The sequence below is a fragment of the Parafrankia discariae genome, from assembly GCF_000373365.1.
In the GTDB taxonomy this organism is placed as follows: domain Bacteria; phylum Actinomycetota; class Actinomycetes; order Frankiales; family Frankiaceae; genus Parafrankia; species Parafrankia discariae.
Window position 1 is genome coordinate 26079 of the sequence record NZ_KB891104.1, and the last position, 24402, is coordinate 50480.

A 24402-nucleotide genomic window follows, 5' to 3' on the forward strand; every position below is an offset into this window, starting at 1 on the left:
TCTCAGGCCGCTTGCGCGCCCTGACGGGCCAGCCCAGCCCGAAGGATGTTGACCGCCGCGTTGACGTCGGCGTGCGCCGTGTGTCCGCAGGCGACGCAGGCGAACGCGGCCTGGGTCGGCCGGTTCTCGGCGGCACAGTGGCCACACTTCGCGCAGGTGCGGGACGTGTGGGGGGCGGGAACCGGGATCACCGTCCGTCCGGCGCTTTCAGCCTTGGCGTGCAGGATTCCCAGGAACACCCCCCATCCCGCGTCGTGGATCGACCGGTTCAGCCCGGACTTGGCGGCCTGCCCGTTCGGCAGGAACACCCCCGGGCTGTCAGGGTCGGGCCTGGCCCTGGCCCGACGGACCATGCCTTTGATGGTGAGTGCCTCGACAGCGATCAGGTCGTGGTCGCGGACCAGGCCGAGCGCGGTCTTGTGCGCGAGGTCGGCGCGCTGGCGGGTGACCTCGCGGTGCAGCCCGGCGACCCGGGCGACGGCCTTGCCTCGCCGTTTCGAGCGGCGTTTCTTCCGCGACAGGTCGCGTTGCGCGGCGGCCAGCCGGCCGGCGGCGCGTTCCAGGAGTCTGGGGTTGCCGTAGTGCCGGCCGTCGCTGGTCGTGGCCAGCGAGGCGATCCCGAGGTCGACGCCGACCACGGCGCCGGTCGTCGGCAGCGGCTCGGCGGGCACGCCGTCGCAGGACAGCAGCACGTACCAGCGGCGGCCCTCGCGTTTGACCGAGACCGTCTTGACCGTGCCGCGCACGGGCCGGTGCCGGTTGACCCTGACGTGGCCGACACCCTGCAACCGGACGAACGTCTGCGTCGGATGCTCGGGCTGGGAGTCCCACTTTCAGCCGTCGTTGTCGACGGGCCACGTCACCGTGTCGAAATGCCCGGCGCCCTTGAAGCGCGGGTAGCCGGGGGTCTCACCAGACTTGACCCGGCGGAAGAACGCCTGGAAGGCGAGGTTGAGGCGGCGCAGGGTGGCCTGCTGCGAGGAGAACGACCAGCGGGCCTGATCCGGGTCATACGCCCGGATCTCCTTCAACTGGTCCGACTGGTCCCCGTAGGTGATCGGGTCCTCAACGGGTGCGTGTAGGCGTCCCGCCGCTCCCGCAACGCCGCGTTGCACAAGTCCCGGTGGTCTTTCAGCATCGCGACCAGCAAACCGGCCTGCCGCGACGTGGGACGCAGCTGGAACGTGAAGGTCCGTCTCACCGGGTCGCGCCCTTGCGCCACGGGCGTTCGTTCTGCGTGTCGATGTACCGCCGGACCGTCTCAGCGGACACCGCGCCGACGGTGGCGACGAAGTACGACCGCGACCACAGGGTGGGTAGCCGGGACCGCAGGTGGCCGAACTCGCCGCGCAGCTCGTGGGACGTGAAGCCCTTCAACTGGTTGGCGATGTAGGACGGCGGGTGCTTCGGGTGAGCCTTCACGAACAGGTGCACATGGTCGGGCTCGATCTCCAGCGCGACAACCCGCCAGTCGTGCTCGGCGCACTTGGCGCACAGCAGTTCTTCGAGCCGGTCGCGGACCGGGCCGGTGAGCACCGGGCGGCGGTATTTCGGGCACCACACCACGTGGTAGCCGAGGTCGTAGACCCCACCCGCCTCCGTGGTCACCTGCCCGCCCATGCCACCGACTATACCAGCGTGGCTGGTCTAACAGTTACGGTCCGTACCGGATCCCCCTGCCGCCTGAAGGCGACAATCCCCTCCGAAGGTCACTGATGGCGAGCTCGTCGCGGCCGGCCGGCCGTGCGGCGGCTGACCGGTGTCGTCCACCGGCTCCGCGCGGCCACGTGACCCGCCGCGCTGAGCCGGTGGACGATGCCCCGCCCCGCCGGCAGGCACCTGCGGGGCGGGGTCCTCATCGCCCTCGACGAGCCCGGCACGCGCGAGGCGGCGCAGGGTCGTGTAGACCTGCCCGATGTTCAGCGGCCAGGTCGACCCGGTTCTCGACCCGAACTCCGCCCGCAGCTGATAGCCGTACATCGGGCGCTCGGCCAGCAGCGCCAGCAGCGCCAGCAGCCCGTTCTTGGCGGTGCCCTTCGGGGGCCGACGGACGAACGGTTCGGTCTTCGTTCCGCGGCAGGGACGCGGTCATCTCGAAAAGCCAGCCGGTGACGCTTTTCCGGCCGATCATCCGCGCCGGACGGACTTCCCGGCCGTACGGCGGGATCCCGTGGCCGCGAAGTGCGGCCAGCCGCCGACGAGCCGCGGAGCGCGGAAGGTCACGCGGGTTTCGTTCGCCGACGCGATCTCGGCCGCTTTCTCCTGCGGGCCGCCGGTTCTCGCCCCACCGGCGTGGAGAAACGGATCTCATCGTTCGTGCCGCCTGGCACGGCACCGCAGCCGCCGACGGCGGCGGCACCACGACGGTTCGCGGTCGGACGGTTTCCTTCGTCCGGAGTACTCGGACCGCGCGCGGGCGGCCCGGCGACTCGTCAGTCGGGCAGCCGGTGGCCGCAGTAGTTCGGGCTGACGATCTGGATGGCGGAGCCTTCGGCGTTCACCTCGACGAACGAGTAGCACTCGGCGGGTTTACCGAAGTCGCGTTCCAGATCGATGTCACCGATGAGGCCGCCGGCGTTGTAGCCCTTCACCGCCCGCAGGGCGTCGATGTAGCCCTGCCGGGTCGGGCAGTCCCCCGTCTCCTCCAGGCCCCGGATGAACATGTCGGCGATGATGTAGCCGACCAGCGCCAACGTCTGGTCGGTGTCCTGGAGCTGCGGGGCGTAGGTGGCCATCGCGGCGCGGTAGGAGTCGAGTGCGGGCGACTTCGTCTCCAACGGAATGTAGGCGGCGAACGTCGTCACACCGGCCAGCTGCGCGCCGTAGGTCTGCAACAGATCGGCGTTCGGCGCGGGGCTGCTGCTGAGAATGGCCTTGAGCGGGACGTGTTGGCGCCGGACGGCCGCGACGACCCGGGCCAGGCCCTCCGTGCTCAGCGTGCCGGCCAGCGTGTCGACGCCCTGCGCGGCCATCTGCTGCGCGATCTCGTCGGCCTGGGCCGAGACGGGGTTGTCGTCGGTGCCGACCGTGGTCGTCGTGATCCCCACCGACTGGAAGCTGGAGGTGAACTCCTCGGCGATGTGCGTCGACACGGTCGGGTCGAGCGGGTTGTAAAGGATCATCGCCTTGGTTCCGCCGCGCTCATGGACGAACTTGCCGAACGTGTCGACCGAGCCCTTCGCGGTGAAACTGTAGTTGAAGGAGAACATGTTCCGGTACTTCGCCCAGGCGTCCTCCACCGCGATTCCAAGCACCGGAATTCCGCGTTCCGCGAGATAGGCCGCACTGCCCGAGGCCACCGTGCTCGTCTCGAGCATACCGAAGACGTTTTCCCGCTCGACCAGGGTGCGGGCCGTCGTGAGATTCATCGACGCCTTGGCCGTGTCGTCCCGCCAGTCATAGACGATCCGACGCCCGTGAACGCCGCCGGCGGCGTTCACGGCACCGAACCTGGCGTCGATTCCGGCGCGGGCGGCGCTGAAGGTCACCGCGCCGAGGCCGGTGTCCGGAAACAACAGCCCCAGCTTGACCTCGTCCGCGGTGACACCCTCAGTGACGCAGGGGGGCGCGCTCTGCGCCGCGTCACTTCGACAGCCGGTCAGGGCGGCGGCGCATAACAGCACGGCTGACAACCAGGACAGTGAACGAGTTGTCGCCATGCAGGCCCCCGGGGTCAGGTCGGTTCTTGCAGCCACCGTATCCCGGACGTCCAACATGGGTAACGACTCACTCACAACTGTGAAGCGGCGCCTGTACCACCTCGCGATTGATCACTCCGGTGTGCACGGACACTATGCGTCCGACGGACGCGAACAATATGACCAAAACAGTGGCTGCGATTCAACGGATAACCGCTGACCTGGGCGAATCTCCGGTCGGGAGAACCCCCGGCGGGGCCCCGGCCCGCGGCCCGGCGGCGGCCCGCCCGACGGTGTCGCGCGGCCTGCCGTCGGGCGGCAGGCCACCGCGCCGCGCCGCCGCCAGCCGATCCGGTGTGCGTTCGTTGACCTGGACCAGGTGACCCGCGAGCCGGAAGCAGCGGTCCGGCGCCCGGGACCGAACGGCGGCGCGGGGTCTGAGCCGACGTCGAGCTCAGCCGACGTCGAGCACGGCCCGGCGCCGCCGGGTCCGGCCGGCGGCGAAGCTGGCGAGCAGACCGGGGACCTCGGCCCAGCCACCACGCCAGCCCGGCCGCGGGCACAGTCGCCCGGCGGCGACCAGCTCGACGACCGTGGCCAGGTCGGCGCCGACCGGCCAGCTGCCCCAGAACCCGCGGACCTGGCGGCGCAGCGGGCTGGCGAAGGTCGCCGCCGGGAAGACCATCCGCTCCCCGGAGATCGCGCCGACCGCGACGGCGGTGCCGCCTTCGGCCAGCAGCTCGACCGCCCGGGTCATCGTCGTCCCGCCCACCACGTCGATCACCACCTCGACCGGCCGCAACGGCGCGTCCGGCCCGGAACCCCCGGTACCGGCCGGCGCCGTCCCGGGCAGGTCGGTGCGGACCTCGTGGGCGCCGGCCGCCCGCAGGTCGTCGGCGTCCGCCGGATCGCGGGCCACGGCGACGACCTCGGCTCCGCGCAGCGCGGCGAGTTGGACGGCGAACCAGCCCACCCCGGCGCCGGCGCCGGTGACGAGGACGCGGCTGCCGGCGAGTCCCTCAACTTCGTCGAGGGCCTGCACCGCGGAGACCGCCGGCAGCGCGAGCCCGGTCAGCACGCCCGGGTCGACACCCGGCGGCAGCACGGCGACGTCGCCGGTGCCGGCGGCGACGAACTCCGCCCAGGCGCCGGGTGCCGGTAGCAGGGTGAGCACCGTCGACCCCACCGGTGGGCCACTCCCGTCGGCCGCGGCCTCGATCACCACACCGGCCGCGTCGAACCCCCAGACGCCACCGTCGCCGAGGATCGCCGCGGCGTAGCCCGTGTCGCGGTCGACCAGCGAGACCGCCGCGGTCCTGATCAGCACCTGGTCCGGCCCGGGTACCGGATCCGGCACCTCCCCAAGCCGCAGCCCACCGGCCGCCGACCCGTCCGTCACAAGTGCCCGCATTTACCCACTCTCCGCCCTTACTCAACCGCTCACAGTGACGGTCATCACGATGCCGCCAGCCCGGAAGCAGAACCGAATTTCCATCACGGTATCGACGATGAAACCGATCGGTTCAGATTGAGAGGCGTGTCGCGTCCGACCCGCGGCGGGCCTCGCGGGGCCCGCCGCGGGTCGGAGGGCCGCGGGTCGGAGCGCGGCGGAACGGAACGCGGCAGGCGGGGCGGGGTCCGGCCTCAGCCGAGTGCCCGCAGCGCCTCCAGCGCCCGGTCCGCGTGCCGGTTCATCGCGAACTCCGAGTCGATCCGGGCGACGACCGTTCCGTCCCGGTCGAGGACGAACGTGGCCCGCTTGTTGGGGCCGAACCTGCGCCGGACCCCGAACGCGTCCGCGATCGTCCGACCGGTGTCGGCGAGAAGCGGGAAGCCGAAGGAGTGTTTGGCGCTGAACTCCGCCTGCCGGGCGGTGTCGTCCGCGCTGACACCGACGATCCCGGCGCCGAGCGCCGCGAACTCGCCCGCCAGGTCCCGGAAGTGGCAGCTCTCCCGAGTACAGCCCGGCGTCATCGCCGCCGGGTAGAAGAACACGACCAGCGGCCCCTTCGCCAGCAGGTCCGAAAACCGCCGCTCGGCGCCGGTCTCGTCCACACCGGACAGGTCACCGACCTGGTCCCCCACGTTCATCCGAGAACCCTCCACTCGTTCGTCGAGCCGGCGAATCAGCCGGTCCGGCGAATCAGCCGGTCCGGGAAGTCAGCCGGTCCGGGAAGTCAGCCGGTCCGGGAAGTCAGCCGGTCCGGGAAGTCAGCCGGTCCGGGAACCGCGCGGAGCGCGGGCTCCTCAGCGCGAGCGCGCGCCGCGGATGCTCAGATCGCCCTCGCCGATCGTCCCATCCGGCCTCGCGGGACTTTCCGACGCCGTCTGGATGGTGCCGTAGGCGCCGTCGTGGTACACCAGCGGTGCCTCGGCCCGGCCGGTCCGGCTGTCGAGCACCTCGGCGACGACGAGATGATGGTCACCCTCGACGGTGCGGCGCCGGACGCGGCACAGCAGCCAGACCGCGGCGTCGAGCAGCAACGGCTCGCCGCCGGGGAGCGCCCGCCACCGGGTCGGCGGGCCGAACCGGTCGGCGCCCGGCCGCGCGAACCGGGCCGCCAGCTCGTGCTGGCCCTCCGACAGCAGGTGGACCATGAGCGTCTCGCTGGCCTCGAGCACGGGCGCGATGGACGACCGGACGGACAGGGCCAGCGACACCAGCGGTGGACGCTCGGACAGTGAGGCCACGGACGTCGCGGTGAACCCCACCGGGCCGCGCGGTCCCGCCATCGTCACGATCGTCACGCCGGCGGCATGACGCCGGAAGGCCCGCGCGAGCGCGCCCGGGTCGGCGGCACTGCGAGCCGGCGGCCGGCGCGGGGCCGGATGCTGCGCGGTGACCTGCTTTGGCATAACCACACCCTTTCCCAGCGACGCCGCTCTAACAACCACGGACGCGGTAAGGCCATCCCGGACCAGCGCCGTCCCGACCGCGGTCACCCGGTTCTACGGGCAGAACGTGCCGTATCCGGGTTTCGACGATCATGACGGTTTGGTCGCCAGCTGGCTCGTCATCGTCGTCCTCGCCAGCGGCGTCTGGCTCGTGCTGCGGCGCAACGGCGGGCTCTAGCATGACTGAGTGTGAGCGTGGTGTTCGTGGAGGCCTCCGGGCCCGCGCCGCCCGAGCTGTGCTGGGAGCGGTACGCCGTCCCGGCGGCCTGGCCGGGCTGGGCGCCGCAGATCCGGGCGGTCGTGGTCGAGGGCGCCGGGCGCGCCCCGGCGGGCGCGGTCGCCGGGGCCGGTGGGCGGCGTGGTCCGGGCGCGCCCGGGCGTACCCGGATTGTTCCCGGGCTGCGCGGGCGGGTCCGTCCACTCGCCGGGCCGGCGGTGCGGTTCCTGGTCACCGCGGTGGACGAGTCCGAGCGGACCTGGAGCTGGCGGGTCGGTATCGGCCCGTGGCGGCTGAACCTCGACCACGGTGTGGACGCCTGTCTCGACGGCGGCACGTCCACCTGGGTGCGGATCACCGGCCCGGCCCCGCTGCCCCACGCCTACGCCCCCCTCGCGCGGGCCGCGCTACGCCACCTCGTCCGCTGAACCGGCACCGCGTGGTCAGTGGCCGGGCGGACGCAGGAAGGCCTCGAGGCCGTCGAGGATGCGGGCCAGTCCGAACTCGAAGTCGGTGTCGTCGTAGTCCGGCCGGCTGTCGAGCGCCCCGCTCCCGACGATCTCCATGAGTGCCGGGTAACGCTCACCGTCGATCAGCTGCCGCAGCACCGCCCCCCAGGACGGTGGCGGCCCGGCGCCCGCCGGGGCGGCCGCGGCGGCCGGGCCCGGGCCGTAGGCGTGGCGCAGCTGCACCCACAGCCGGGCCTCGGCCCGCACGTAACCGTCGAGCAGGAGCAGCGCGCTCAGCTTCTCCTCGGGGGCGGCCCGCGTGTCGGTGAAGGCCGCCAGCCCGACGTCGAGCCAGCGCAGCTGGTTGGGGCCCAGCGGCGGGCCGCTGATCGGGACGTCGAGCGCCCACGGGTGCCGCTGGTGGACCGCCCGGCTCGCCCCCGCCCACCGCTCGAGCACCGGACGCCAACCCTCCCCCGCCGCCGGGCCCGGCGGCGGGCTGTCCAGGACGGCGTCGAACATGAGCATGAGCAGCTCGTCCTTGCCGCCGAGGTACCGGTAGAGCGACATCGCGGTGAAGCCGAGCCGCTGGGCGAGCCGGCTCATCGACAGCGGGCCCAGCCCCTCCTCGTCGGCGATCTCCACGGCCGCGGTGACGATACGGGCCAGGCTCAGCCCGGGGCGCGGGCCGCGCCGGCCCCGTTCGCGCCGCCCCCACAGCAGGTCGACGCCCGGCGGCAGACCCGGGCTGGCCTCGATGTCCATGCGGCTCCCGCTCCCTCGGCACGTTCCCGCCGCCATCGTACGGAGTCGCGTACGCGCTACACGATTGTCTAGACCGTAATCAGTTTCGGTGGTACACAATAACCCTCGGCGTTTCTGTATGCGCCGTACACAGTTGGCGCCGCGCGCCGCCAGCCCCGGCCCGACGCCCGCACCGACACCCGGAGGACCGCACCATGCCGAGCACGAGCACATGACCACACCGAATGGGCACCAGTACGCTCCCGCGGTCCGCGTCCGCGGGCTCACCAGGAGCTACCGGCACGCGGCCGTCCTGGACGGCGTCGACCTCACCGTGGGCCGCGGCGACGTCCACGCGCTGCTGGGGCCGAACGGCGCCGGCAAGACGACCATGATTCGCATCCTGGCCACGCTGCTGCGGCCGGACTCCGGAACCGTCCACGTCGCCGGCCACGACGCGCTGCGGGCCGCGCGGCAGGTCCGCGCCGTGATCAGTCTGACCGGGCAGTACGCGGCCGTCGACGAGGTCCTCACCGGCGAGGAGAACCTGGTCCTGATGGGCCGGCTCGCCCGGCTGGGCCGGCCCGGCGCCCGCGCGCGTGCCACCGAACTGCTGGACCGCTTCGACCTGGCCGACGCCCGCGCCCGGCCGGTACGCACCTACTCCGGGGGGATGCGTCGCCGCCTCGACCTGGCCCTCGGCCTCGTGTCCCGGCCGCGGGTGATGTTCCTTGACGAGCCGACCACCGGACTCGACCCGCGCAGCCGCGCCGAACTGTGGACGGTCATCCGCGAGCTCGCCGCGGACGGGGTGAGCGTCCTGCTCACCACCCAGTACCTCGAGGAGGCCGACCGGCTCGCCGACCGGGTCACCGTGCTCGACCACGGACGGGTCACAGCCGAGGGGACCGTCGAGGAGCTGAAGTCCCGGATCGCCGGGCAGCGCCTCGAGCTCACCTTCACCGACGACGCCCACTTCGCCGCCGCGCTGCGGCTGCTCGGCCCCACCGCGGGCGAGCGCGACGCCCGGCGCCGGACCGTGGCCGTCCCCACCGACGGCACCGCCACCGAGGTACGCGCCGTCCTCGACCGGATGCGGCACGCCGGACTGGACGTGGGCCCGGTCGCGCTGCGCCGGCCGAACCTCGACGACGTGTTCCTCAGCCTCACCAGCGCCGGCCAGCCCGCCCCGTCCCGCCGCGAGGAGCCCGCCCGATGACCATCGAACCCCGCACCGCCGGCACCACCCCGGCCGGCATCATCCCCGCCGGCGCCGCCGCGACCGAAGGGTGGACGGTTACCGCGCGCTGGGCGGCGGCGGACGCCGCCGTGCTGGTCGGGCGCGGCCTGCGGCACCTGGTCCGCGACCCGGAGACGCTGCTACTGAGCGTGATCCTGCCGGTCAACCTGATGCTGCTGTTCGTCTACGTGTTCGGCGGCGCGATCGACACCGGGGGCGACTACGTCGACTACGTCGTGCCGGGCATCATCCTGCTCTGCGCGGGCTACGGGGCGGCCGCCACCGCGGTCGGCGTCGCCCAGGACACCGCGACCGGTGTCATCGACCGGTTCCGCTCGCTGCCGATCTCGGCCGGGGCGGTGCTGACCGGGCATGTCGTCGCCAGCGTCGCGCGCAACGCCGTCTCGACCGCGCTGGTCGTCGCGGTGGCGCTGGCCACCGGGTTCCGCCCGGACGCCACCGCCGTGGAATGGTGCGGGGTCATCGTGGTGCTGCTGCTGTTCGTCCTCGCCATGACCTGGCTGTCGGTGGCGCTCGGACTGCTGGCCGGCAGCTCGCAGGCCGCCAGCGGCTTCACCTTCTTCGTGCTGTTCCTGCCCTACCTGAGCAGCGCGTTCGTGCCGACCGGCACGATGCCGGGCCCGCTGCGCGCGGTCGCGGACCACCAGCCGGTCACCCCGGTGATCGAGACGCTGCGCGGCCTGCTGACGGGGACCCCGATCGGGACGAGCGGGTGGCTGGCGCTGGCCTGGTTCGGCCCGGTGCTGGCCGGGTCCTACCTGGCGGCGAAATTCCTGTTCGGATGGCGTGCGTTCACCGGGCGGGCCGACTGATCGGCGGTTTTCACCCGCCTGAGCGATCGCCTGGATGAAGCCGCTCTGGGCTAAACTGGGGCCGCCATGAAGGCACGCGAAAACGTGCCTTAGACAGCCACAGAGTAGCGGAAAGGGTTGGGGATTGTCAAACGAAGCGGTGCCCGCCGCGGCTGTATCCCCGGGATCCCCGGTCACCGCGGCCATCCCGGCCGCGGACGGCGCCGGGGACGGCGAGCAGGCCCGGGAGCAGCGGTACCTGACCATGCTGCACGAGCGGCTGGACGGGCTGCGGGCCGCGGCCGCGGCCGGGCTCGCCGAAGCCCTGCTGCGCGACGATCCCGAACCCGGCGCGCGCGCCGACCGCGACGCGCTCGTCGCCCGCAACGCCGACCAGGTCGCCCGCTTCGACGCGATGCGGGACCGGCTGCTGTTCGGCCGGCTCGACATGGCCGACGGGGAGCAGCGCTACATCGGCCGGATGGGGGTCCTCGACCCCGACTCCGACTACCAGCCGCTGCTCATCGACTGGCGGGCCCCGGCCTCCCGCCCCTTCTACCTGGCCACCGGGGCCACTCCGCTGCACGTCGCCCGCCGCCGCCACATCCGCACCGTCGGGCGGCGGGTGACCCACCTCGACGACGAGCTGTTCGACCCGACGACCCTGGGCGGCGGGGTCGTCGGGCTACGGACCCTCGACGGCCTCGGCGCCAGCGCCGACGACGGCGACGGCCCCGGCGAGGCGACGCGGGGCGGTCTCGTCGGCGAGGCGACGCTGCTGGCCACCCTCGGCGCGCACCGCACCGGCCGGATGCGCGACATCGTCGCGACCATCCAGGCCGAACAGGACCGCATCATCCGCTCCGAGCAGGACGGCGTCCTCGTCGTCGAGGGCGGGCCGGGCACCGGCAAGACCACCGTCGCGCTGCACCGCGCCGCCTACCTGCTGTACTCCCGGCGGGAGCAGCTGTCCAAGCGCGGGGTGCTCATCGTCGGGCCGAACCCGGCGTTCCTGCGCTACATCGAGCAGGTGCTGCCCTCCCTCGGCGAGACCGGGGTGCTGCTGTCGACCGTCGGGGACCTCTTCCCCGGCGTGCGGGCCCGCCGTGCCGAGAGCACGACCGCCGCGGAGATCAAGGGTCGGTCGGAGATGGTCGACATCCTGGCCGCCGCCGTCCGCGACCGCCAGCGGCTGCCCGACACGCCCCTGGAGATCACCGTCGCGGACGGGATCGCCCGCCTCGACGAGACCATCGTCGTGCCGGCCCGGGCGGCCGCCCGGCTCACCGGCCGGCCGCACAACCACGCCCGGTCGGTGTTCGTCCGGGAGGTGATCACCGCCCTGACCCGCCAGATCGCCGACCGGTACGAGTCGTCGATCGACGAGGTCGACATCCCGGACTTCGTCGACGACTTCATGCTCTGGCCGGACACCGACGCCGCCCGCGACGCCCTCGGCGAGAGCGACGAGGACGGCGGGCCAGGCGGAAGCGGCACGGCGGCGGACGGTGGTGACTGGCCGAGCGCGGCCCTGGCCGCCGCGGCCGCGGCGACGGACCGGCCGGTGCTCGACTCCGCCGACCTGGCCGACCTGCGCCGCGACCTGCGGTCCGACCCCAGGCTCGCCGAGGCGATCGACGGCCTGTGGCCGCTGCTGACCCCGCAGGCGCTGCTGGCGGACCTGTTCGCCTCCCCCGACACGCTGTCCCGCGCCGCCCCCGGCCTGAGTGACGCCGAGCGCGCGGCGCTGCGCCGCGCCCCCGACGGGGCCAGCGAGACCGGCGAGGGCGGGTCCGGCGGCTGGACGCCCGCCGACACCCCGCTGCTCGACGAGGCCGCCGAACTGCTCGGCGACGACCCCCGGGCGGCGATCGACGCGGCCGTCGCCGCACATCTGGAACGCCAGCAGCGCGTCGACTACGCCGGCGGGGTGCTCGACATCCTCTCCCGCGGCGACACCGAGGACCCGGACGGCGAGACGCTGATGGCCGCCGACGTCATCGACGCCGACCGTTTCGGCGAGCGCCAGGAGGAGGTCGACACCCGCAGCACCGCCGAGCGCGCCGCCGCCGACCGCGGCTGGGCGTTCGGCCACGTGATCGTCGACGAGGCGCAGGAGCTGTCCCCGATGGCCTGGCGGATGGTGATGCGCCGCTGCCCGACCCGGTCGATGACGCTCGTCGGCGACGTCGCGCAGACCGGCGACGCGGCCGGGAGCTCGTCATGGGAGCAGGCGCTCGACCCGTTCGTGGGCCGGCGGTTCACCCTCGAGCGGCTCACGGTGAACTACCGCACCGGCGCGGAGATCATGGACGTCGCCGGCGACGTGCTCGCCGCCCAGGGCCGCGGGCTGCGCGCGCCGCGGTCGGTGCGCCGCTCGGGCCACGCGCCGTGGCGGCTCGCGGTCGACGCGCCGGAGCTGGTGGAGCGCCTGCAGCGGCTGGTCCGCGCCGAGCGCGCGGCGGCCGGCGGTGGGCGGCTGGCGGTGATCGTGCCACGGTCCCGCCGCGACGAGCTGGCGTCTCTCGCCGAAACCGACAACGCCGGCGGCACCGGGGGTGTCGGCGCGGCGGGTGGGGCGGGTGGCTCGGACGCGGATCCGGAGCGGCCGATCGTCGTGCTGACGGTCCGCGAGTCCAAGGGGCTGGAGTTCGACGCGGTCATCGTGGTCGAACCCGAACGCATCCTGGCCGAGTCACCGCGAGGCGCCGGTGACCTGTACGTCGCGTTGACCCGGCCGACGAACCAGCTCGGGGTGGTGCACGTCGGCGAGCTGCCGGCGGTGCTGAGCCGGCTACGGCCGCACGCGGCTGGCACCGGTGCGCCGGCGGCGCCGCGACGCTGAGCCGGCGGGGTCGGTCCGTCCCCGGGACGCGGCGGTGGGCCGCGCCCCGGGGACGGAGTGGAGATTTCAAGATCGGAACTGGTCGCGAACGGTCGTCAACATCGTTGACTGTCTTGTGTCGGGGGTGCACCAGCCGGTAGTCGAACGATCAGGCCACCGTCGCCTCACCCGCTTCGCGCGGTAGACGCGAGCAGCCGATGCCACCGGTCAGGCTCGAGGTTCAGCCACCGGTCGACATCCTCGCGCCACCAGATCCGGGTCCCGTTCCAGGCGGACGTCCGGTTCACGACCCCCGCGGCCGCGGGTGCCGCCGGATCGCTGCGCAGCCGGTGATCGACGGCCTGCCGGGTGACGCCCAGCGCCCGGGCGATGTCACCAGACCCGACGAGCAGAGGGAGCTCATCCACCCCGCCGACGCTAACCGCAAAAAGCACGAGTGGAATGTCCCGCCGCCCCGGTAGGTGGGGCGGCGGCCCCCATCACAGGACCAACGGACGGCACACGGGAGCACTCGGCCCCAGCCTGCGCGGTCACGTGGCCTACCGGACGGCGCGTGCTGACGACTCCGTCACGGCACGGGCACGGGCACGGCGGGGCGAGGCAGGTCGGCGGACGGCGGATGGTCAGGCGGCGTGCTTCGCCGCGATCCGCTCCCGGTCGGGCCAGCGCACGTCGTGCGCCCAGCCGAGACGCTCGAACACCGCGATCAGCCGGGCGCTGAGGTCGATCTGACCGCGCAGCACCCCGTGGCGCGCGCTGGTGGGGTCCGCGTGGTGCAGGTTGTGCCACGCCTCCCCGAACGACGGGACGGCCAGCCACCACACGTTGCCCGAGTGGTCCCGGGTGGTGAACGGCTTGGCGCCCAGGACGTGGCAGATCGAGTTGATCGAGAAGGTCACGTGGTGCAGCAGGAAGACCCGGACCAGCGACGCCCAGAAGAACGCGGTGAGCGCGCCCGTCCACGACCCCGCCCACAGACCGCCGACCAGCGGCGGGAGCAGCATCGACACGGCGACCAGCCAGCCGAAGCGGTCCGAGATCCGGCGGATGTCCCGGTCGGCGAGCAGGTCCGGGCAGTACCGCTGGGCGTTGGTCCGCCGCGGCGCGAACAGCCAGCCGACGTGCGCGTGCAGCAGGCCCCGGGCCAGCGACCGGGCCCCGGGCCCGAACCGCCACGGGGAGTGCGGGTCGCCGTCGCGGTCGGAGAAGCGGTGGTGGCGCCGGTGCGCGGCCACCCAGTCGATCACGCTCATCTCGATCGCCATGCCGCCGGCGAGCGCGAGCGCGATCCGCAGGCCCCGGCGCGCCTTGAACGCGCCGTGGGTGAAGTGCCGGTGATAGCCGACGGTGATCCCGAGACCGCCGACGACGTACATCACCGCGCCGATGACGATGTCGTGCCAGCCCAGGCCCCAGCCCCAGGCGAACGGGACGGCGAGGGCGACCGCCAGCAGCGGCCCGCCCAGGAAGAGCGCGAGCAGGATCTGCTCGGCGCGGGACTTCGGCCGGGGATCCAGCTCCGGCACGGCACCCGGCGCCCGCGGCGGCGCGGTACCCTCGGCCACCGCGCACTCTCCCACCGCGATCGCGCTCGCCGCGGCCTTGCCGCCCGTGTTCTTGTCCGCGGCACGCCCGGCCGCCGGGCCCGACGGCGTGGACGGCCGCGTCGCGCCGGCCGCGACGGCCGGGCCGGGCGCCACCGCCGGCACCGACGCCCGAGGCGCGTCCGTGGCCGGACCGACAGTCAGAAGCACGGGCGGACTCACGCCCGTACGGTCATGGGACATAAGGACCCTCTCCAGGTGGCCGACGACGACACCGCCGACTCTGCTGCGAATCATCATCCAGGTCAGTGGAGGTGGCGCCCGGACCCATGGGGGTCTGGCCCCACCTGTACCCGCGGGGGGTGAGCCGCGCCGCCCCGCCCGGCGCAGCCGGGGATACCCGCGCCGCGCCGGACCGATACGCCGCCGCGCCCGGCCGGCGGCGGTTCACCCGGCGCGGTGCACCCACCCACCCGCCTGCACGCCGCGGACCGCACGGCGCGCGCCGCGGTGGGACGGCCCGTCGCCCGCGCCCGCCGTCCGTGGGGCACGATCGAGAGCACCATGACGCCGCACACCTCCACGCCCGAGAACACCGCACCCGACCTCGCCCCCGACGGCGCGGCACCCGGAACCGCACCTGGCGGCACGCCTGGCACCCCCGCGGGCCCGGTCGCCGGCGCGCCGGCGCTGACCGACCGGCTGCCGGCCGGTCCCGAACCCGACGCGGACGCCCTGTTCGACGCGTTCGGCGCCTGGGTGACCGACCAGGGCCTGGAACTGTATCCGGCGCAGACCGAGGCGCTGATCGAGGTGGTGAGCGGAGCGCACGTCATCCTGGCGACCCCGACCGGCAGCGGGAAGAGCCTGGTGGCCACCGGCGCGCACTTCGCCGCGCTCGGCTGGGGCCGGCGCACCTTCTACACCGCGCCCATCAAGGCGCTGGTGTCGGAGAAGTTCTTCGCGCTGTGCGCGGTGTTCGGCCCGGCGCGGGTCGGCATGATGACCGGCGACGCCTCGGTCAACGAGACCGCGCCGATCATCTGCTGCACCGCCGAGATCCTGGCGAACATCGCGCTGCGTGACGGCGCCGCCGCCGACGTCGGCCAGGTCGTCATGGACGAGTTCCACTACTACGCCGACCCGGACCGGGGCTGGGCCTGGCAGGTACCGCTCATCGAGCTGCCCGACACCCAGTTCCTGCTCATGTCGGCGACGCTGGGCGACGTCACCCGGTTCGAGGAGGACCTGACCCGGCGCACCGGGCGGCCCACGGCGGTGGTGCGCTCGGCGCAGCGCCCCGTCCCACTGTTCCACCGGTATGTGACGACCCCGCTGCACGAGACGATCGAGGAGCTGCTCGAGACCCGCCAGGCGCCGGTCTACGTCGTGCACTTCACCCAGGCCTCCGCGCTGGAACGGGCGCAGGCGCTGATGAGCGTGAACGTCTCCACCCGGGCCGAGAAGGACGCCATCGCCGAGATGATCGGCGGGTTCCGGTTCACCGCCGGGTTCGGGAAGACACTGTCCCGGCTGGTCCGGCACGGGATCGGCGTGCACCACGCGGGGATGTTGCCGAAGTACCGCCGGCTGGTCGAGCTGCTCGCGCAGGCCGGCCTGCTCAAGGTCATCTGCGGCACGGACACGCTCGGGGTGGGCATCAACGTCCCGATCCGCACCGTGGTGTTCACCGCGCTGTCGAAGTACGACGGCACCCGCACCCGGATCCTGACCGCGCGGGAGTTCCACCAGATCGCCGGGCGGGCCGGGCGGGCCGGCTACGACACCGTCGGCAACGTCGTCGTGCAGGCCCCCGAGCACGTCGTGGAGAACGAGAAGGCGCTGGCGAAGGCCGGCGACGACCCGAAGAAACGACGCAAGGTCGTGCGCCGCAAGCCCCCCGAGGGCTTCGTCTCCTGGGGCGTGCCGACCTTCGACCGGCTCGTCGCCGCCGAACCCGAGCCGTTGACGTCACAGTTCGCCGTCAGCCACTCGATGCTGCTCAACGTGGTCAACCGGCCGGGGGACGCGTTCGCCGCGATGCGCCACCTGCTCACCGACAACCACGAGTCGCCGGCCGGGCAGCGCCGGCTCATCCGCCGGGCGATCGCGATCTACCGGGCGCTGCTCGCCGCCGGGGTGGTGGAGAAGCTCGACGCCCCGGACGAGACCGGGCGCACCGTGCGGCTCACCGTCGACCTGCAGCTCGACTTCGCGCTCAACCAGCCGCTGTCCCCGTTCGCGCTGGCCGCGATCGAGCTGCTCGACCGCGAGTCCCCCGCCTACCCGCTGGACGTCCTGAGCCTGCTCGAGGCGACGTTGGACAACCCGCGGCAGGTGCTGTCCGCGCAGCAGTTCCGCGCCCGCGGGGAGGCGGTGGCGGCGATGAAGGCCGAGGGCGTCGAGTACGACCGGCGGATGGAGCTGCTCGACGAGGTCACCTGGCCCAAGCCGCTCGACGAACTGCTGCACGCCGCGCTCGCCACCTACCGACGCGGCCACCCCTGGGTCGACGACTACGAACTGTCCCCCAAGTCCGTCGCCCGGGACCTGTTCGAGCGGGCGATGACCTTCGCCGAGTACGTCGACTTCTACGGCCTGGCCCGCTCCGAGGGGCTGTTGCTGCGCTACCTGGCCGACGCGTTCAAGGCCCTGCGCCAGACGGTGCCCGAGGACGCGCGCACCGAGGAGCTCACCGACCTCACCGAGTGGCTGGGCGAGCTGGTCCGCCAGGTCGACTCCAGCCTGCTCGACGAGTGGGAGGCGCTGCGCGACCCCGCCCCCGAGGGCGGCGTCGCGCCGGGGGCGCTGGTCGAGCGGACCTCGGCGGTCACCGCGAACACCCGCGCGTTCCGGGTGCTGGTGCGCAACGCGCTGTTCCGCCGGGTCGAGCTGGCCGCGCTGCGCCGTTACGACCTGCTCGGCGAACTGGACGCGGCCGTGGGCTTCGACGCACAGGCCTGGCGGGACGCCCTCGAGCCGTACTTCGACCTCCACGCCGAGATCGGGACGGGCCCGGACGCCCGCGGCCCCGGGCTGCTCATCGTGGAGACCGCCGCGGACCACTGGACGCTGCGCCAGATCTTCGACGATCCGGCCGGGGACCACGACTGGGGAATCAGCGCCGAGGTGGATCTCGCCGCCTCCGACGAGGCCGGCGTTGCCGTCCTGCGGGTGACGGCCGTCGACCAGCTCTGAGCGGCGTACCGGACGGCGGGCGCGGCGGCGAGCCACTCATGGCACCGAGGTGTTCCCGCGCCCGCCGGGCGGCACGCAACCGGCACCATCGGTCCAGCCCTCCCGCGTAGGTTCGGGAAAGGCCTCAGGTGCGGTGCGGCGCGGCATGGTGACGGACGGGCATGACGGCCGCCGCGACCGGCGCGGGGGCCGTCGCGCCGTGGCCCGTACCCGGCCGGGCCGGGCATCGCGCACCGGCGTCCACCCGCGACCAGGGGTGACGGCGGCGACTCCGGGCCGAGGCCGGAAAGCCGCCACCGGGCTGGTATTTACCCAACCCTGGCGGCGGACATTCTCACAAAACAACCACCGGAAACACAACTGACGCCAGGCCGGGAATCGGCGAAGAACACCGGACGACGGACCCCGTCGCTTCACATCAACGGAGAACGAACAGGCGATCGCCGTGTCCCACGCGACGCCGCGGCGCCCCGGCGCGCTCCCCGCGCCGGGGCGCGGCGGGGCACGGCGGCGGGATCCGCGCGCGGCGCACGGGCGTCCGGCGGCGGTGCGGGGCCCGCGCGACCGGGCCACCCCCATACACCTTCGCCGGATCCCAACCCTCACTGCGCGCGTTCGGCACCACAGTGCACAATGCGCTGATTGCCGGGACGAAGATCCCCTTGCTAGTCTCATTTCCCAGCAAGGCATTTTGTCTGCCGTAAAGGACCGGGCCACCCGGCGGCACTCGCCGCCGACCCGGCACCGCACCCGGCACCGCACGACCTCCGTTTTTCCGCGACCGACCTCGCCGCATACCGGCTTACCCCGGGAAAAAGGTGGTGGGCCGGTGGCACCTCTGCCGAATTTTTCTGCTTTGTTTCGTTCTTAGTCCGCGAGACCCCCGGACGAGAGGAAGACGATGACATCGGGCACTTCCGATGACTGCTCGGTCGAGGCTTTGCTGCCTCGAGCCGTCACCCGGCTGCGCGCCCGTACCGGCGCCGATCTGGCCTATGGCGGATCGGTCGATCCCCGCTCGCGCTACCTGACCATCAGCGCGCTCGACGGGAACCGCACCAACGCGCTGCGCGGCATGTCGCTGCCGCCGGGCCACGGCGTGGGCGGGCGGGTCGTCGCGCTGGGGCGGCCCGTCGTGATCGACGCCGGCACCCGCCCGCGCTACACCGAGGACCAGCGTGACTGGGCCGTCCTCGGCGAGGACATCTCCTCGGTGGTGGCCGTGCCGGTACGCACCGGCGGAACCGTCCACGCGGTGCTGTACTGCGGCGTGCGGGCCGACAACCCCGTCCCGCCAGCCGCCGTGGAGACCGCGCTCAGCGTCGCCCGCCGGTTCGAGGCGCTGCTGGCCGAACGCACGATGGCGGCCCGCGCCGACGCGGGCCCGACACCGGGCGGCCCGGCGGGCGCGTCCCGGCTGCGGGTGCTGTGCCGGGTCGACGCCGAGCTGGAGGAGCTCAGCTACCAGGCCGGCGACCCGGCCCTGCGGGAGCGGATCGTCGCGGTGCGCGACCTGCTCGAGGACCTCTTCCCCGACACCGCGCCGCCGACGCGGGCCCAGCCCTTCGGGCTGTCCCCCCGCGAGCTCGACGTCCTGCGGCTCGTCGCGGAGGGCATGTCCAACGCGGAGACCGCGCGCCGGCTCGCCGTCAGCCCCGAGACGGTGAAGGCGTACCTGCGCAGCATCATGAACAAACTGGGAGTGCACAACCGCACGGCAGCCGTGAACGTCGCGCGCCGTTCCAGCCTTCTGCCGTGAGTCCGGCGCGACGGCGCGCCGCCAGAACCGCCGACGGGCGGTGACCCCCCGAGAATCTCGGGACGGTCACCGCCCGTCGGCCTGTGGTGCTCCGATCATCCGGTCGGCCGGACGCCCGAGCGGTGTTTCGCCCGCGGCCGGCCGGTCGGAAACATTCCGTTCACGCCCATCGGGAAATGAATTCCAGTCCTGGTGCCCGCAATCCGCGGGCCACCGGCGGAACCGGCCGCGGGACGAATCTCACCGGCGCCGGGTCGGCCCGGGGCAGAATCGCCGCGCGCCGGGCGCCGGCGCCGGTCGGGTGGCCGCGGCGCCGGGCGCCGGCAGCGGGAGCGGGCCGGTGGACGCCGGGCCCGACGCGCCACTCTGATCCCCCGCGGGGTGCTGTTCCACCCCAGGTGGCGGCACCGCTCCCGGGCCGCCGCGGCGCGGCTGCCCCCCGGGCCGGCGCTCGGCGCCGCCGGGCGCGGCGGGACGCTCGTCCCCCCCGGAGCCAGCCGGGCGGCCCGCGCCGTCAGTCGGATTACCCCCGTGCGGTTGAACCCCGTACCGCGGCCGGGGGCACCTCGCCAGATGCGGCGGTGTTCTTCCGTTGTTGTGCCCTTCGAACTTCTCCTCCACGACGAACTCCCCCTCCTCCGGATACCGACTGGCGCGAGTCACGACGTCATCGCGGTACTCACGCCAACGGCGTGAACATTAAAGAGGTATTCGCACCTTTGGTACCCCTCTACGGGGGTATCGCCCAATCTTTGCCACTTCTACGTTGAACTCATGTCATTTCCCGTCGAAGTCACGCGGCGGTTCAGGGGCTCGACGGGGCGCCCCGCCAACCACCGGTCACCCGCCCACCCGGGCGCCGTGGCCGGGCCGGCAGAACCGCCCGGGCCGCACCGGCGCCGCTGGCGCGGCCGCGCCGGGCGGTCCCCTCAGCCACGCGCCCCCCAGCCGCGAGCCGCCACGCCGGGGGCTCCCGAGCCGCGGGCCGGGGCCCCGCTGCGATCGGGCGGTCAGTCGGGCGGTCCGGGCCGGCCCGGTCAGCCGGGTGGGCCCGGCGGTTCGGCCGGCGCGCCGGCCGGCGGGCGCGGCGGGCTGTTCGCGCTGCTCGCCCGGATCGCGATCACCCGCCCGGGCCGCGTGCTGGCCGTCACCGGGCTGCTCGTGCTGCTCCTGCTGCCCTGGGCCGCCGGGGTGTTCGACCGGCTCGCCACCGGCGGCTTCTACGCCCCCGGCGACTCTGCCACCCGCGCCGAGGCGATGCTCGACGCCGAGTTCCCCGGTGCCCCGCCGAACGTGGCGATCATGATCACCGCGCCCGGGGACATCGACGGCCCGACCGCCCGCCGGCTCGGGGAGAACCTCACCGAGGAACTCCACCGCGAGCCGGGCGTCAGTGGCGTCACGTCCTACTGGTCGGCGGAGTCCCAGCGCGGGCTGCTGCGGTCCCAGGACGGACGCAGCGCGCTCGTCCTGCTGCGGCTCACCGGCACCGAGGACGCGATCGCGCGCCATGTGGCCGCCCTGCATGCCAGGTACGCCCACGACGGGCCCGGGGTCGCCGTGCGTCTCGGCGGCGCGCCGGCGGTCATGCTGGACGTCACCGAACAAAGCCGCGCGGATCTCAAGCGCGCCGAACTGATCACCGCGCCGTTGGTACTCGGTGTCCTGCTGTACGCGTTCGGCGGAACGGCCGCGGCGCTGCTGCCGGTCGTCGTCGGCGGCAGCGCGGTCATCGCGAGCCTCGCCGCGCTGCGGCTGCTCTCCGAGGTAACCCATATCTCGGTCTTTTCCCTAAATCTGACGACCGCGCTCGGTTTCGCGCTCGCCGTGGACTACTGCCTGTTCATCCTGCGGCGTTTCCGTGAGGAGCGGGAGAACGGCCTGGACCGGCCCGCCGCGTTGCACACCAGCCTGCGCACCGCCGGACGCACGGTGCTTTTCTCCGGTCTGACGGTGGCGTTGTCGCTGACCGGCGCGTTGCTGTTCCCGCTGCCCTACCTGCAGTCGTACGCCTACGCGGGCATCGCGGTGGTGGTGGCCTCCGAGCTCGCGGCCCTGCTGGTGCTGCCGGCGGCGATCATGCTGCTGGGTGAGCGGGTGGAGCGCGGACGTCGCCGCCGGGGCGGGGCGCCCACCCCCGCCGCGACCGGGGCGGGCACCGCCCCCGGCGGCGGCCGGGAGTCCGGCGCGGTGTGGGGGGCGATCGCCCACCGGGTGATGGCCCATCCGCTGCTGTTCGGCGGCGCCGCGGTCGCCCTGATGGTGGTGATGGCGCTGCCGCTGGGCAACCTGCGGGTCGCCCTCGCCGACGACACCGTCCTGCCGACCAGCGCGGACTCGCACATCGTCAACGACGCCATGCGTGAGGACTTCACCGTCTGCCTGCCCTGCCAGATCCCGGTCGTCGCGGCCGGGGTGGACGCCCGCGAGCCGCAGGTCGCCGCGCTCCTGGGCGGCTACGCGACGCGGCTGTCCCGGGTGCCCGGCGTCGCCCGGGTGGACACGGTGGCCGGCAGCTTCACCGCCGGTCGTCTCGTCGGCCCACCGCCACCGGACGGCGGGGCGTTCGTCGGCGTGCACGGCGGCGCCTGGCTCTCGCTGTGGCCGACCGAGCCCGACCCGCTCTCGGCGGGCACCCAGCGCACCGTCGACCTCGTCCGCGCCATCCCGGCGCCCTACCCGGTGGAGATCGGTGGCCTCGCCCCGCACCTGGTCGAGACCCGCGACACGGTGATGCGCGGCCTGCCCGGCGCCATAGCCGTGGTGATCACGGCGACGTTCGTGCTGCTGTTCCTGTTCACCGGCAGCATCCTGCTGCCGATCAAGGCGCTGCTGCTCAACGCGCTCAACCTGGCCGCGGTCATGGGCACAATGGTGCTCGTCTTCCAGGACGGGCACCTGCAGCCCCTCGTCGGGCACTTCCAGGTCTCGGGCACCGTCGAGCTGACCAGCCCGGTGCTGATGTTCTGCGTCGCCTTCGGGCTCAGCATGGACTACGAGATCTTCCTGCTCGCCCGGATCCGCGAGGAGCACCAGCGCGGGGCGGGCAACCGGCGCGCCGTCACCCGCGGCCTGGCCGCCACCGGCCCGCTGCTGACCTGCGCCGCGCTCGCCCTCATCGTCGTGATGATCGGCGTCGCGACCTCCCAGATCAGCATCATCAAGATGATCGGAGCCGGCCTGGCACTGGCCGTGCTCCTCGACGTCACGGTCGTACGCGCCGTGCTGGTCCCGGCCTTCATGGCCCTGGCGGGCCGGTACAACTGGTGGGCGCCCAGGCCGCTGCGGCTGCTGCACGAGCGGTTCGGCCTGCGCGAGGGCGGCGAGGCGCTCGGCGAGGCGCTCACCACCGTGGTCCCGCCGGCCGGCGCCACGCCGTCCCCGGGCCGGTCGGCGAGCACCGCACCGACCACGGCTCCGCTCGCCACGACCGCCCGGGCCGGCGGCGTGCCGGCCGCGGCGGGCACCCGGCCGACGGCCGTCGCCCGTTCGTGGGCACCCGCCGCGGCGGCCCGCCCGGTGGGCGGCCACGAACCGGAACCCGGCCCACAGGGCCCCGCCGGCGGCACGGGTACCCCGCACCGGCGGCCTGGCCTCGGGATCTCGGAACCGGCCCATCCCAGCCCGCCGAAGGTCCTGTTCTCCGCGAGCACCTACGGCCGGGCTGAGGACGGCCTGTTCGACCCCGACGCCTCGGACGACCACCAGTCCTCCGGCCCGGGCTCCAAGGGGCAGGCGGTCGGCCAGGGCGGCCCTGACGCGCGGGCGGACGGGGAACCTGGGCGGGCCCCGGCGGACACCGGTACGGACGACCCCGCGCGGGACACCCACGTGCCCACCCTCGGCGAGCGGGAGACCACGGAAGGCTGCTGGTCCGCGGACGCCTGGTTCTCCCCGCACGGCGACGTTCCGGGCGACCAGCCGCGGGAGAGCTGACCGGCGGCGCCGCGGCGCCTCAGCCGCCTGACCAGCACCGCCGACGGTGGGCTGCGGCACACCCCCTGGTGGTAGGGGTACCCGATGCAGTATTCCGGACTGACGGCATGCTCTCCCGGAGCGGCCCGTCAGCGCGACGTTCCGGCCACCGCGCGAAGGCGCCGCGGACCGGGACGCCGCGGCACCGGGGCCGGGACGTGCCGCGCCGACCGACCCAGAAGGTGGATCATGCGACCAGTGACCGTGAACGAGCCGGCGATCCTCGCCCCGACCGAGGGCACGGTCCTGGAACTGCTGGACCTCGAGGAGATCGACCGCGACCTGTTCCGGGTCCGCAACGTGTTCGACGACGTGTACGCGCTCTACGGGGGCCAGGTGGCCGCCCAGGCCCTGCTCGCCGCGGGCCGCACCGTGCCCGAGGAGCGGGTGCCGCACTCGCTGCACGGCTACTACCTGCGGCTGGGGGACGCGTCCCGGCCCACCATCTTCCGGGTCGACCGCGACCGCGACGGCCGCTCGTTCTCGGCCCGCCGGGTGGTCGCCGTGCAGGGCGGCGAGGTCATCTTCAACATGTCGGTGTCGTTCCACGTGCCCGAGGAGGGCCCGGACATCGACGCCGAGCCGATGCCGGTGGTGGGCGCCCCGGAGACGATGCTCGACTACGTGTTCCCGCGGCTGTTCTCCTTCGAGGGCCGCACCGAGAAACCGGTCGAACCCGGCGAGGACTTCCCGACCCGCTGCTGGGCCCGGTGCACCACGGCGCTGCCGGACGACCCGCTGACCCACGCGGTCATCCTGACCTACCTGTCCGACAGCATGGCCGGCCTCGCCCCCTTCCACACCCCCACGGCCCGCTCCGGGTCGAGCCTCGACCACGCGGTCTGGTTCCACCGGCCGATCCGGCTCGACGAGTGGGTGCTGATGGACCACGTCCCGCGCACGATCGCGGGTGGCCGCGGCTGGTACACCGGCACCATCCACACCCGGGACGGCCGGCTCGGCGCCAGCCTGACCCAGGAGGCCCTCTTCCGCGCCCCCCGGGAGCGGCCCCGGCTGTGACGTCCGCCCCCACGCGGGGCGGGCCCGGCCGGGCCGAGGCGGTCACTCCGCATCGGATCCCGGCCG

The 24402-nt window shown here is 73.7% G+C and carries 17 protein-coding genes and 1 pseudogene; 8 read left to right on the plus strand and 10 right to left on the minus strand.

The genetic code is table 11. The annotated features are described in order from the left end of the window. Positions 1 to 2: 2 nt before the first annotated feature. From B056_RS40200 to B056_RS0104205, 7 genes and pseudogenes are all read right to left on the minus strand, one after another. A pseudogene (locus B056_RS40200) lies at positions 3 to 1201 on the minus strand (RNA-guided endonuclease InsQ/TnpB family protein). Beyond that, positions 1198 to 1620 carry an IS200/IS605 family transposase gene (tnpA, locus tag B056_RS0104185; RefSeq protein ID WP_018500653.1) on the minus strand — a complete coding sequence of 141 codons (423 nt, stop codon included), beginning with the start codon at positions 1618 to 1620 and terminating at the stop codon, positions 1198 to 1200. The pseudogene B056_RS40200 and the gene tnpA overlap by 4 nt, the downstream one beginning before the upstream one ends. A gap of 27 nt (positions 1621 to 1647) precedes the next feature. Beyond that, the gene (locus B056_RS44000) at positions 1648 to 1980 is read right to left on the minus strand and encodes a PadR family transcriptional regulator (protein WP_084647081.1); all 333 of its coding nucleotides are present in this window, start codon (positions 1978 to 1980) and stop codon (positions 1648 to 1650) included. 452 nt (positions 1981 to 2432) lie between these two features. Continuing rightward, entirely contained in the window at positions 2433 to 3659 is a 1227-nt protein-coding gene (locus B056_RS0104190) for an ABC transporter substrate-binding protein (RefSeq protein ID WP_026239302.1), read from the minus strand. 433 nt (positions 3660 to 4092) lie between these two features. Continuing rightward, positions 4093 to 5049, minus strand: a complete 957-nt coding sequence (locus tag B056_RS0104195) for a zinc-binding dehydrogenase (RefSeq protein ID WP_026239303.1) — start codon at positions 5047 to 5049, stop codon at positions 4093 to 4095. Between the two features lie 233 nt (positions 5050 to 5282). Then, the gene (locus B056_RS0104200; protein ID WP_018500656.1) at positions 5283 to 5729 is read right to left on the minus strand and encodes a peroxiredoxin; all 447 of its coding nucleotides are present in this window, start codon (positions 5727 to 5729) and stop codon (positions 5283 to 5285) included. Between the two features lie 156 nt (positions 5730 to 5885). Beyond that, positions 5886 to 6494, minus strand: a complete 609-nt coding sequence (locus tag B056_RS0104205; protein WP_018500657.1) for a flavin reductase family protein — start codon at positions 6492 to 6494, stop codon at positions 5886 to 5888. A 228-nt stretch (positions 6495 to 6722) separates the two neighbouring features. On the opposite strand from B056_RS0104205, the gene B056_RS0104215 reads away from it, so the two are divergent. Next, the gene (locus B056_RS0104215) at positions 6723 to 7178 is read left to right on the plus strand and encodes a hypothetical protein (RefSeq protein ID WP_018500659.1); all 456 of its coding nucleotides are present in this window, start codon (positions 6723 to 6725) and stop codon (positions 7176 to 7178) included. Positions 7179 to 7193: 15 nt separating this feature from the next. Here the strand turns inward: B056_RS0104215 and B056_RS0104220 are convergent, their stop codons facing one another. Then, a complete protein-coding gene (locus B056_RS0104220; protein ID WP_018500660.1) occupies positions 7194 to 7964 on the minus strand; it encodes a TetR/AcrR family transcriptional regulator in 771 nt (256 codons plus the stop codon). A 211-nt stretch (positions 7965 to 8175) separates the two neighbouring features. Here B056_RS0104220 and B056_RS0104225 point away from each other — a divergent pair, with 211 nt between their 5' ends. The 3 genes from B056_RS0104225 to B056_RS0104235 all read left to right on the plus strand — a co-directional run bounded on the left by B056_RS0104225 (position 8176) and on the right by B056_RS0104235 (position 12840). After that, complete coding sequence (locus B056_RS0104225) at positions 8176 to 9162, plus strand: daunorubicin resistance protein DrrA family ABC transporter ATP-binding protein (RefSeq protein ID WP_018500661.1); 987 nt, start codon at positions 8176 to 8178, stop codon at positions 9160 to 9162. Then, complete coding sequence (locus tag B056_RS0104230; protein WP_018500662.1) at positions 9159 to 10016, plus strand: ABC transporter permease; 858 nt, start codon at positions 9159 to 9161, stop codon at positions 10014 to 10016. The genes B056_RS0104225 and B056_RS0104230 overlap by 4 nt, the downstream gene beginning before the upstream one ends. A gap of 244 nt (positions 10017 to 10260) precedes the next feature. After that, entirely contained in the window at positions 10261 to 12840 is a 2580-nt protein-coding gene (locus B056_RS0104235; protein WP_195905828.1) for a HelD family protein, read from the plus strand. A gap of 164 nt (positions 12841 to 13004) precedes the next feature. Here B056_RS0104235 and B056_RS0104240 read toward each other — a convergent pair whose 3' ends face one another. Both B056_RS0104240 and B056_RS0104245 read right to left on the minus strand, forming a co-directional pair. After that, positions 13005 to 13247: a hypothetical protein gene (locus B056_RS0104240; RefSeq protein WP_018500664.1), complete on the minus strand. Its 243-nt coding sequence runs from the start codon at positions 13245 to 13247 to the stop codon at positions 13005 to 13007. Between the two features lie 216 nt (positions 13248 to 13463). Continuing rightward, entirely contained in the window at positions 13464 to 14594 is a 1131-nt protein-coding gene (locus B056_RS0104245; protein ID WP_018500665.1) for an acyl-CoA desaturase, read from the minus strand. Positions 14595 to 14843: 249 nt separating this feature from the next. On the opposite strand from B056_RS0104245, the gene B056_RS0104250 reads away from it, so the two are divergent. The 4 genes from B056_RS0104250 to B056_RS0104265 all read left to right on the plus strand — a co-directional run bounded on the left by B056_RS0104250 (position 14844) and on the right by B056_RS0104265 (position 24336). Beyond that, positions 14844 to 17582 (plus strand): DEAD/DEAH box helicase, encoded by a 2739-nt coding sequence (locus B056_RS0104250; RefSeq protein ID WP_018500666.1) that lies wholly within the window; start codon positions 14844 to 14846, stop codon positions 17580 to 17582. 901 nt (positions 17583 to 18483) lie between these two features. Beyond that, complete coding sequence (locus tag B056_RS0104255; RefSeq protein ID WP_026239307.1) at positions 18484 to 19341, plus strand: helix-turn-helix transcriptional regulator; 858 nt, start codon at positions 18484 to 18486, stop codon at positions 19339 to 19341. A gap of 774 nt (positions 19342 to 20115) precedes the next feature. Continuing rightward, complete coding sequence (locus B056_RS0104260; RefSeq protein WP_230202817.1) at positions 20116 to 23277, plus strand: MMPL family transporter; 3162 nt, start codon at positions 20116 to 20118, stop codon at positions 23275 to 23277. Positions 23278 to 23505: 228 nt separating this feature from the next. Next, positions 23506 to 24336, plus strand: a complete 831-nt coding sequence (locus B056_RS0104265) for an acyl-CoA thioesterase (RefSeq protein WP_035750130.1) — start codon at positions 23506 to 23508, stop codon at positions 24334 to 24336. Positions 24337 to 24402: the final 66 nt, after the last annotated feature.

Bases quoted from the DNA above. Each gene is read 5' to 3' on its own strand.
- tnpA (WP_018500653.1), bottom strand. From the start codon at position 1,620: ATGGGCGGGCAGGTGACCACGGAGGCGGGTGGGGTCTACGACCTCGGC.
- B056_RS44000 (WP_084647081.1), bottom strand. From the start codon at position 1,980: ATGTACGGCTATCAGCTGCGGGCGGAGTTCGGGTCGAGAACCGGGTCG.
- B056_RS0104190 (WP_026239302.1), bottom strand. From the start codon at position 3,659: ATGGCGACAACTCGTTCACTGTCCTGGTTGTCAGCCGTGCTGTTATGC.
- B056_RS0104195 (WP_026239303.1), bottom strand. From the start codon at position 5,049: ATGCGGGCACTTGTGACGGACGGGTCGGCGGCCGGTGGGCTGCGGCTT.
- B056_RS0104200 (WP_018500656.1), bottom strand. From the start codon at position 5,729: ATGAACGTGGGGGACCAGGTCGGTGACCTGTCCGGTGTGGACGAGACC.
- B056_RS0104205 (WP_018500657.1), bottom strand. From the start codon at position 6,494: ATGCCAAAGCAGGTCACCGCGCAGCATCCGGCCCCGCGCCGGCCGCCG.
- B056_RS0104220 (WP_018500660.1), bottom strand. From the start codon at position 7,964: ATGGACATCGAGGCCAGCCCGGGTCTGCCGCCGGGCGTCGACCTGCTG.
- B056_RS0104225 (WP_018500661.1), top strand. From the start codon at position 8,176: ATGACCACACCGAATGGGCACCAGTACGCTCCCGCGGTCCGCGTCCGC.
- B056_RS0104230 (WP_018500662.1), top strand. From the start codon at position 9,159: ATGACCATCGAACCCCGCACCGCCGGCACCACCCCGGCCGGCATCATC.
- B056_RS0104235 (WP_195905828.1), top strand. From the start codon at position 10,261: ATGCTGCACGAGCGGCTGGACGGGCTGCGGGCCGCGGCCGCGGCCGGG.
- B056_RS0104255 (WP_026239307.1), top strand. From the start codon at position 18,484: ATGACATCGGGCACTTCCGATGACTGCTCGGTCGAGGCTTTGCTGCCT.
- B056_RS0104260 (WP_230202817.1), top strand. From the start codon at position 20,116: ATGTCATTTCCCGTCGAAGTCACGCGGCGGTTCAGGGGCTCGACGGGG.
- B056_RS0104265 (WP_035750130.1), top strand. From the start codon at position 23,506: ATGCGACCAGTGACCGTGAACGAGCCGGCGATCCTCGCCCCGACCGAG.